Source organism: Geosporobacter subterraneus DSM 17957 (genome assembly GCF_900142145.1).
Classification (GTDB): Bacteria; Bacillota; Clostridia; order Peptostreptococcales; family Thermotaleaceae; genus Geosporobacter; species Geosporobacter subterraneus.
On record NZ_FQZV01000082.1, the window covers coordinates 1 to 10085 of the forward strand.

At 40.2% G+C, this 10085-nt stretch carries 10 protein-coding genes; 2 read left to right on the forward strand and 8 right to left on the reverse strand.

Annotated features, from left to right (window positions below; all coding sequences use genetic code 11):
* Positions 1–61 precede the first annotated feature (61 nt).
* Genes BUB56_RS19600 through BUB56_RS18425 form a run of 3 tightly spaced genes read right to left on the reverse strand, consistent with a single transcriptional unit; the run spans position 62 to position 1554 of the window.
* Positions 62–205 carry a hypothetical protein gene (locus BUB56_RS19600; RefSeq protein ID WP_190014744.1) on the reverse strand — a complete coding sequence of 48 codons (144 nt, stop codon included), beginning with the start codon at positions 203–205 and terminating at the stop codon, positions 62–64.
* Positions 186–383, reverse strand: a complete 198-nt coding sequence (locus BUB56_RS18420; protein ID WP_110942716.1) for an FmdB family zinc ribbon protein — start codon at positions 381–383, stop codon at positions 186–188. Before BUB56_RS18420 ends, BUB56_RS19600 begins: the two co-directional genes overlap by 20 nt.
* Before the next feature lie 19 nt (positions 384–402).
* Positions 403–1554: a THUMP domain-containing class I SAM-dependent RNA methyltransferase gene (locus BUB56_RS18425; RefSeq protein ID WP_110942717.1), complete on the reverse strand. Its 1152-nt coding sequence runs from the start codon at positions 1552–1554 to the stop codon at positions 403–405.
* A 214-nt stretch (positions 1555–1768) separates the two neighbouring features.
* Here BUB56_RS18425 and BUB56_RS18430 point away from each other — a divergent pair, with 214 nt between their 5' ends.
* On the forward strand, positions 1769–3025 hold the full coding sequence (locus tag BUB56_RS18430; protein WP_110942718.1) for an MDR family MFS transporter: 1257 nt from the start codon (positions 1769–1771) through the stop codon (positions 3023–3025).
* Between the two features lie 231 nt (positions 3026–3256).
* Here BUB56_RS18430 and BUB56_RS18435 read toward each other — a convergent pair whose 3' ends face one another.
* From BUB56_RS18435 to BUB56_RS18455, 5 genes are all read right to left on the reverse strand, one after another.
* Positions 3257–4012, reverse strand: a complete 756-nt coding sequence (locus BUB56_RS18435) for an NYN domain-containing protein (protein WP_110942719.1) — start codon at positions 4010–4012, stop codon at positions 3257–3259.
* Between the two features lie 300 nt (positions 4013–4312).
* On the reverse strand, positions 4313–5374 hold the full coding sequence (locus BUB56_RS18440; RefSeq protein ID WP_110942720.1) for a DmpA family aminopeptidase: 1062 nt from the start codon (positions 5372–5374) through the stop codon (positions 4313–4315).
* A gap of 71 nt (positions 5375–5445) precedes the next feature.
* The gene (locus BUB56_RS18445; RefSeq protein ID WP_190014745.1) at positions 5446–6480 is read right to left on the reverse strand and encodes an HD-GYP domain-containing protein; all 1035 of its coding nucleotides are present in this window, start codon (positions 6478–6480) and stop codon (positions 5446–5448) included.
* Between the two features lie 214 nt (positions 6481–6694).
* Complete coding sequence (locus tag BUB56_RS18450; RefSeq protein ID WP_110942722.1) at positions 6695–7114, reverse strand: Hsp20/alpha crystallin family protein; 420 nt, start codon at positions 7112–7114, stop codon at positions 6695–6697.
* A gap of 204 nt (positions 7115–7318) precedes the next feature.
* Entirely contained in the window at positions 7319–9187 is a 1869-nt protein-coding gene (locus tag BUB56_RS18455) for an HD domain-containing phosphohydrolase (protein WP_110942723.1), read from the reverse strand.
* A gap of 639 nt (positions 9188–9826) precedes the next feature.
* Between BUB56_RS18455 and BUB56_RS19725 the strand changes: the two genes are divergently transcribed.
* Positions 9827–10085, forward strand: a 259-nt coding sequence (locus BUB56_RS19725; RefSeq protein WP_330392700.1) for a hypothetical protein, incomplete at its 3' end; no start/stop codon positions are given.

The following is a 10085-nucleotide window of genomic DNA, read 5'->3' on the forward strand; positions in this document are numbered from 1 at the left end:
TCAAAAGTAATCTTGCTTATGTTCTATAAGATTCTTCGCTAACGCTCAGAATGACATGCTTCTAAGGTTTATTTGGAAATAATTGGATTACGTTGACGCCTATGATTCTCATATAAAAAGCATCCCGGTTGCAGCTATTGTAACCGGGATGCTTTACTTGCTCCAAACCGGAGCCTTTATAACCCTCATCCTCTGCCACAGTCATGATTATGGCAGCTTCCTCCGCCACTGTCTTTTTGACCTACGCCAAAGGTTGAAAACATCTTCTTCACCTTTGTACCTTCACAGTGAGGACATTGCTGCACTTTCTCATAGTCGCCGGTCTTCATCAGCAAATCAAAAACCTTCCCGCAGTCCTCACATTTAAATTCATAAACAGGCATTTCCTCACCCCCTTATTTTTTACAGATTCCCAAACAACTCTTTTGGCGGTTTTGGCCCAAAGAATTGATAGTAATCTACTTTGATTCTACCGTTAAAGAGCTTTCGCTTTTTATCTGCCTTTTTTCCATACAATCTTTCGAACTCTTCATGAGAGGTGATCACATAGACAGACCAGGTATCAAACTTGCTAAATACCTGTCCCATACGTTTGTACAGGCTTTCTACCTCCTTTAGCTCCCCAAGCCTTTCTCCGTAGGGAGGATTGCAAATGATATAGCCGTATTTTTCATCAGAACGTATCCTGGCCATATCCTGAATAGAGAAGGTAATGCAATCGTCTACATTGGCTTGATAAGCATTTTCTTCCGCTATTTTTATGGTCTTGGGGTTTATGTCGGAAGCATATATCCGTATGTCCACATCTTGACGAATGGCCTTCAATGCCTCTACTCTGGCTTCTTTCCACAGTGTTTCAGGAATTTTAGGCCACTTTTCTGATATAAAGCTCCTTTCCAGCCCCGGAGCAATATTCTTGCCAATCATGGCGGCTTCTATAGCAATGGTGCCGGACCCACAGAAGGGATCAATCAACACCCGATCCTCTCTCCAACGGCTGATCATCACCATGGCTGCTGCCAGGGTTTCCTTCAGCGGTGCCTCATTGGCCTGTTCCCGATATCCCCTTTTATGCAATCCCACACCACTGGTATCAATGGTCAGGGTAACCACGTCCTTCAACAGGGCTACCTCAACAGGAAACTCAGGCCCATTTTCAGAAAACCACTCTACTTCATAATTTTGCTTCAGTCGTTCCACAATCGCCTTCTTTACAATAGCTTGACAATCAGAAACACTAAATAATGTAGACTTCACAGACTTTCCTATTACTGGGAACTTGCCGTTTTCCGGTATCCACTGCTCCCAAGGCAACGACTTTGTCTTTTCAAACAATTCATCGAAGGTTCTGGCTTCAAATTCTCCCATTTTTACTAAAACCCTATCGGCGGTCCGCAGCCACAGATTTGCTTTTGGAATAGCTCCTACATCTGCACCGAAGGTCACCCGGCCATTTTCTACAGTGATATCTTCATATCCAAGCTTTTTCACCTCTAGTTTAACCATCTCTTCTAAGCCAAAGGTAGCCGTAGCAATCAGCTGAATTTTTTTCATATGATCTCTCCTAAAATATGTACTCTATTTTGCCACTTTATTGGTATTATAGCATAAACTGAAGCTTTAAATACATTGTATTTCAATTCCTCTCTGTCCGATTTTTCAGTGCTTTATCCATATAAAAAAAATTATATACAGGCAATTCTGATAATGATATAATATAATCCATGGTATAATTTGGATATTTCATTGATCAAAAGGAGGAATTGTTTTGTCTTTACGTCGTTTTCTCGGCCCCTATCAGCATTTGTCCAACAGCATCTTTATCATTTTTTTCGCCCGCGTCGTCAACAGTGCCGGACACTTTGTTATGCCCTTTATGACCATATTTTTAAGCGACAAAATCGGATTGAATACGAAGCAAATTGGTTATTATATGATGCTTGCTGCCTTTGCTTATGTACCGGGATCTATGATGGGCGGCAAAATGGCCGATCTTCTGGGAAGAAAGAAAATATTTATCCTTTTCCAAGGGCTGGCGGCCTGCAGTTTTATACCCTGCGCCTTCCTGGGAAGCTCTATGTTGATTCCATGGTTTTTGATTTTATCCAGTTTCTTTGGCGGTGCTGCAGGTCCTGCAAACAGTGCCATGGTAGCAGACCTGACGAAAAGCACCAACCGAAAAGAAGCCTATTCCCTGCTATATATGGGCCACAATTTAGGCTTCGCTTTAGGTCCTTTGATTGCAGGTTTTTTATATCGGAACCATCTGCCCTGGATTTTTATAGGAGATGCATTCACTAGCTTTTTATCTATTCTTCTGGTTGCTAAGTTTATTCCTGAAACAAAACCGGATTTAGATATGATGGAAACCCATCAGGAACTCACCCATAATGAGCAAATGGAATCGGGAAGCTTCATTATGGCATTAATCAAAAGGCCGGTTCTTTGTATCTTTATGCTGCTTATCGCCCTCTACTCTTTTATTTATGTACAGCATCAATTCACTCTGCCGCTGCAAATGACACAGGTATTTGGTGAAAAGGATACCTCATACTTTGGTATGCTTATGTCCGTTAATGCCCTAACGGTTGTATTCTTTACAACCCTTATCACACAGCTGACCTTGAGACTAAAGCCCATTTTCTGTGTAGGCCTGGGTGGTTTGTTCTATGGGATCGGATTTGGCATGCTCTTAGGAATTAATCATTTCTATCTTTACATCCTCTCAACTTTTATCTGGACCCTAGGTGAAATACTGGTAAGTACTAATGGAATGACCTATGTGGCCAACAATACTCCCATATCCCATCGGGGAAGATTTAACGCTATTTTTCCTATCATCGCAGAGGCTGGTCATGCAGTAGGTCCCTATCTTACGGGCAAATATCTGCTCACTCACAGTCTGCGGTCTGTTTGGCCCCTTACCCTATATGGCTCCCTAGGAGCGGCTGTACTTCTATTCCTTCTCAGTATGACGGAAAGCCTCGACAGGAGCAGTACTAAACCAGAACCTGAACAATTATAATTCTGCATTAAAACATCAAGGCCTATCTTGATGTTTTTCTTTTTTAAACCAAGAAGAATTTTGCAGAATTTTATGTGAATTATACGTAGAAATTTACATCTGAAATTTTTTTCCTTAGAAATCCTATACCGCCGCCTATTTTGATCATATGCAAGTCCAAGTAGACATAGATTATGAAGGAAGAATATACAAGGAGGAGCATATTTTATGGGTTTTTTATGTTATTTACAGCTATGCACTCTGCTCTTTAGATTGAACATACACGGCACTAGGTCCCGATTCATCAATGCGCTTTAATACGAAGTGCTTAGGATAGGCACGGATCAGCTGAGACAGCTGCTTGTGTCCATAGGTTCTGGGATCAAAGCCCGGGTCAAGCTGCAGTAACGCTTTTCCCATAGACCCCAGGTGCGCCCAGCCATCTTCCTGTACTACCATTTCAAAAGCCTCCCGCAGCATTTGCACTAAAGCCAATGTCTTTCCATTTTCCTTCTTCTTTTGGCTATCTTCCTTCAATATCGGCTTTATTTCCCTTGGTGATATGTTTTCTGTATAAATAAATACATCACAGGCATTTACAAAAGCCTTGGGTGTTTTCTTCTCTCCAATGCCCATAACAAAAATTCCTTCCTCCCGAATTCTCGTGGCCAGTCTTGTATAATCGCTATCACTGGAAACAATGCAAAAGCCGTCCACCAGTTTTCCATGGAGGATGTCCATTGCATCAATAATCAATGCACTGTCCGTAGCATTTTTACCCACTGTATAACGGAATTGCTGTATTGGCTGTATGGCATAGTTATGTAAAGCATCCTTCCATCCATTCATATTGGAAGTCGTCCAGTCCCCATAAATCCGCCGAATGGTTACTGAACCGTGTTTTCCCGTCTCCGCCAGCATCTTCCCCAGAAGAGAAGGCTGTGCGTTTTCTCCGTCGATGAGTACGGCCATCCGGTTTTCCTTTGACTCATTGTAGTTTTCGATCATTCTCCTGCTCCCTTCTACTGGCTTTTTTCTGTAGATATAAAAAGCCCTATATCTCAGCGAATCATCTATTGCTAAGCAATTTCCTACTCATTTCCATTGATCCTATAATACACATTCTGCTTCTTTGTCTATTCTCCTTCATTATATTGGGAAAATTTCCATTTTTTAAACGCAGGAGCAAAACAACTTCATGCAAATCTACACAAATAATCAGGAAAACCTTTCGCTATCCCTATTATAACATAAATCCTAATGGTCTCTTAATAATAAATAGAAATCTAGCTGGGGGTTCTGTAGGATTTATTTTTTCTCTTCGAATAAGTCTGCATATAGGGCTAAACTCTTTCTAATATGACCATTTCTTCCAATTGTAGTATCTGCTGCAACCATAGAATTCAATATAGCCTCTTCCACCGCTTCAGCAGAAGCTTGAAATACTTTATCCAACAGTTCTTCGTGCACCATTTTGACATTATAAATCCCTTTGGCATTTTCATGGGTAATCTTATTGGCTGTTGTAAATGCAATCACTATATCTCCACTGCCATGGCCTAGGCTGGTTCCTGTTCTTGTGAGTCCCACAACAGCTCGCTTGGCTATCCGCTTTAACTGTCTTTCTGTTAAAGGAATATCCGTAGCCAATATCATGATGACCGAACCTCTATCCCTTTCCTGAGTATTTTCCTCCTCCCTCTCTCGAATTAGTCTTCCCAATGGCTTGCCGTCAAGACGAAAATCCTCTAAACATCCCATATTCGTCAGCACAAGGGCACCCACGGTGTAGTTTTTCTCAGATAAATCTATTATTCTGGAGGCAGATCCAATTCCTCCTTTTAATCCATAACAAGACATCCCTGTCCCTGCCCCTACTGCACCTTCTTCAAAATCTTCAGCTGCATGTTCTATAGCATACCGCACATCCTCTTCAGTAACATGCATCCCCCGAATATCGTTGAGATACCCATCATTGCATTCACATACAACAGGATTTACGGTTCCTGTGGTCAATCCTATATCCTTATTATGTTCAAGCATATAGGAGATAAGGGCATTACTGGCAACGCCTATACTGAGCGTATTTGTCAATACTATAGGTGTTTCAATGTTTCCAAGCTCTTCTATTTGGATAGAGCCCATGGTTTTTCCAAATCCATTGGCCACATGAATTGCCGCCAGCAGCTTTTGGCGAAAGGGGTTTCCGTCATGGGGCAGAATTGCTGTTACACCGGTGTTTATATCCCCATGTTGGATAGTAGCGTGCCCCACCCGTATACCTGTAACATCCGTAATTTGGTTTTTTTTCCCCGCAGTCAAGCTTCCAATATGAATGCCGTATTCCCGTATTCTTTTCAGTCTTTCCATTTTTTCTCCCCCTTAGAAAAAATATTTTTTCATTATCAATGAAAAAATCAAGAACTTAATTCTTGATTTTACTATTCTATCAATATTTCTTCAACGGTTATATCCTTATGTTCATATAAATCGAGGATTTTGTGATCTTTTTCAAGTCGGATCACCGGGTACCCAATAGCCTTGGGATCAATAAAAGTTACATATCCTATTCTTCCGTCACTTAAAGCAACCCTTGTACCGATCAGGCAATTCAGCATGTTTTTTACAAAAACAAGAATGATTTCTGTATCCAGGCAATCCAGATTTTTATGCAGATGATCCAATACCAGAAAAGGACTTATCCTGCCTCGGTAGACTCTTTTGGAAGTCATGGCATGATAAACATCTGCAATGGCAATAATTTTTGCATAAGGATGAATCGCATCTCCCTCTAAACCTTGCGGATATCCCCTTCCGTCTTCTCTTTCATGATGCTGCAGCACTGCTAATTTGACCTCATCATCAAAGGAAGGAAACCTGCTTAGTATATCAAATCCCAATTTTGGATGTTTTTTCATTACTTCAAACTCTATGGATGTCAGAGGTCCAGGTTTTTTCAATATCTGCATAGGGACCTTGCTTTTGCCAATATCATGAAGTGTTCCTGCTACTGCAATTTTAGATAGTTCCTCTTCGTCTGTATATCCCATCCACTTTGCAATCACACCGGCCACAATACCGATATTCACTGTATGCTGGAAAGTATAATCATCCTGGCACTGGAGTTGAATCAGCAATCTAACAATATTTTTCTCCCGTCTCGTTTCTTTTAAGATCGGCTGAAGCATCCTGACAACTTCTTTTTTAGTAATGGGTTTGCCCTCTTCAACCTTTTTCATTAACACTTTGCTGTCCTCAATCGCCTTTACATATACCTTTGTTAAGTCAATAGATACGACCTTTTCTTCTACATTTTTCAACTTGGCGATATGATATTCCGTAAGCTTTATTCCTGCCGGTATGACCAATACACCATGATCAAGATACAGATCATGGGCTAGTATATCCCCTGGCATCAGCTTATCTACCTCCACCTTCTTCGTATAAAGCCTCATCTCTTCCCGTGTATGTATCATGCTCCGTCCTTCAACTCCCCTACCTATATTGTAAATCTCTGGCAGCTGCCATACGACCGAGTGCATTTTTCTACTTTTTTTCACCTTTTTCATCTTATTTCTTCTATCATCTTAACAAATCTCTTCTGTACTTGTAAACATTGTTGTCTTTTTTTTCAAAGTTTTTACACTTATTTCACTGCACTTAAAAACTCCGGCCTATCAGCCGGAGTTTCTATTGAATCTCAATTCTTTTGGTAGTTTTTTTATTTTCGTCCTTAGGAAGCACTATCTTTAGTATGCCATTCTCGTATTTGGCTTGAATTCCTTCGCTGCGGATATTTTCCACATAAAAGGATCTGCTGGTTCTGCCCATCTTTCTTTCCCTTCGGATATAATGATCTCTTTCTTCGTTAACTTCTTCTGTATTTTCAACGGAAATGGTTAAATAGTCGTTTCTGTAGTCGATATTGATTTGCTCCTTATCTACACCTGGAATCTCTGCTTCTAAAACATATTGTTTTTCCTCTTCCTTAATATCTACCCGCATTCCCGTTGAAAGAGCTGGAAGTCCAAAATCCTCATGGAACATTCTTTCAAAGATATTCTCTATTTCCCTCGTTCTTCTGTTAAAAGGTACTAATCCGCCAAACATATTTAACACCTCCATTTAATATTTGTTGATCTACTATAAATATAAAATAAAGGTCAAAGATAGTCAAATTTTCTTACTAAGAATTTTTCTTTATTAGTCTTTTCTTTTAACTATTCTCTGAATTTAGCTTAACCTTTCTTCTATTTTTATCATATTCCTTCGTTTTTCATTTGGAATCATCTTTTTTAATTTTCTATTCAGATTTTATTTTTCTTCTTTAGCTGAGGCAATTTCCTGCTGTACACTTGTTCTCTTAGAGTGGGTAAGCATCTGAATAAATGCCTCCACAATAATTGGATCAAACTGCTTTCCCGATTCTTTCCGCAGCTCCGCCAATGCTTCCTCTTTTGAAATAGATTTGGCAAATGGACGCCCATGGGTCATACTGTCATAGGCATCTACGATTGAAATAATCCTTGCCAACAGTGGAATCTCTTCTCCTTGTAAACCCTGTGGATATCCGCTGCCGTCCCAATGCTCATGATGATGCAGAATACTATCTGCAATGGGTGCCAAATCTTGGGATGCCCCAGCGATGCGATAGCCGATTTCACTATGGGTCTTCATGATCTTCCATTCATCCTCTGTTAATGCTCCTTCTTTTTCCAGGATAGAATCGGGAATGGCAATCTTCCCTATATCATGTAACAAGGCTAGAAAATCTAACTGGATCAATTGATTTTCATTCAATCCTATACTTCTCCCCAGCTTTAGCGCTAAGAGCTTCATCCGCTGGCCATGTTCCTCGGTTTCATGGCTGCGTTCTTCTAAGCTCTGTTTTAGAGAAGCCAATATAGAACTCCTTGTACTTTTGCTTTCAAAGAGTTTATTTTGATACATCCTGTCCTCAGCCAGCTTAAATACAGCTTTAACATTCTGATCGTCATGTTCCTTAGTCGCCGCACCTAAGGCTATACTTACTTTAATCGGATCAGCGGCTGCTTGTCTGCATCTCTCTTTCATCCGTGCGACGATTTCTGTCAGTTCATCCTCCCCCACTCTAGGCAATATAACGGCAAATTCATCTCCACCAATCCGGGCAATGATATCCTCCTGCCTGCATACTTCCCTAAACATCTGGGCCACACGCTTCAACAGCTTGTCCCCTGCCTCATGGCCGAAAGCATCATTTACCAGCTTCAGACCATTGGCATCTCCTAAAATTAAGCTTAAAGGCAGTTGACGGCTGGTATCCAGCCTTTCTAATTCCTCCTCAAAAAAGCCACGGTTATATAAACCCGTCAGCTTGTCATGAAAACTCAAGTAACGTATTTCTTCTTCTGCCTCCATTACCTGGGTGATATCATTGATTGCAAATACAACGCCACTGATGGTACCCTCACTATTCAGCAAAGGTGCTCCATTGATTGAAAGCACGACTTTTTTGCCGTCTGGTCTTTCAATCATTTGCCGATAATCATATATGGGCTTTCCACTCTCCAATACTTGTCTAAATATCAACTTTTCATCTTCCAAAAGATGACCATTGACATCCATATTGTTCCAGTCGGGTGCATTGTATTGTCGACTGATAATTTGACTGCGGGGCAGGCCCAAAATATGTTCGGCTCTAGCGTTGGCAAATATGATTTTTCCTTCGGGATTAACCACAGTGATTCCAGCGGGGCTAGTCTCCATCAGCTTTGCGATTACATCCCGCTCCCGTCTCAATTTTTCCTCATTTGCCTTATTATCTGTAATATCGTGAAATACAGTACTAAAATAACCCCCTTCATTGCTGTAGGCAGAGACGGAATACCATCGGCCTAAGGGGGGGAAGAACTTTTCAAAGCGGATGCTCTTTCCGGTCACTACAACCTGTCCATATAGATCAATCCAATCCTCCCGACCATCTGGTGAATCTGCGAATACCTCCGTCATCCTTTTTCCCAATATGGATTCTTTCCTCAGTCCGGTCAGTTTTTCGAAGGCATCATTGATTTCTAGAAAAACATAATCTATGGGATTTCCATTCTCATCGAATACAATCTTATGATAGGCAAACCCATCCAGCATATTTTCTATCAGGGCCTTATACCTGTGTTCATTATGGTCCTTGATTTGTATAGTCATATGGCCTACCTCCTGCCCTCATCTGATTTTCAGTCCTTATACAACGAAATACACTCATTGGCGAATCATAGGCGTCAACTTAATCCAAATATTTTCAAATAAACCTTAGAAGCATGTCATTCTGAGCGTTAGCGAAGAATCTTATAGAACATAAGCAAGATTACTTTTGATTATCAGAATATATCATCTAGCTTAAAGATCCTTCGGCTTCGTTTTACTCTGCTCAGGATGACAAATTATGGGTTAAGTTGACGCCTATGATTGGCGAATAACATTCTATGAATAATAATTACCCATATTTAAATGAGAATCCCATATCAATAAAAATTTAACATATTGTCTGCTTTTAAAAAAATAAACAGGAGACCCCTAATATGAGATATCTCCTGTTTGTTTTTTTGTTGTTACAATTCATAGATACATTTGCTGCAACTTTGATGTTTCTTTTAGCCTGTTTCAATCCACGCACCCTCGTGGGGTGCGAGGTAGTGTAAAGTATTACACCACTTTTAATTTTTAAAACTGCTGTATTTCAAAGGTTTTCACTATTTTTTAAAATAAAAAAACAATGACCCCCTATTTTCAGTTATAATTGAAGTTCCAACACAACAAATATACCAAAGAAAGGATGTCATTGTTTTGAACTTAATTATAACTCATTTACTTTCAGTTGTACAATATCAAAATCAACTAATTCGCTTTTTAGTGCTTTTTATTGCTAAATTTATTCCTATTGGTCAATGGGCTCACGACGATGTCCATTCTCCTAAGTATCAGAAATTCAAAACTGATAAGCTGCCAATCATTCAAACGTTTGTTAAACAAGACTGGCAATTCCTTCTTGCTTTTTATGAGTGGAAATACAAGAAAAAGATGCGACCAGTTCAAAGGAGAAACG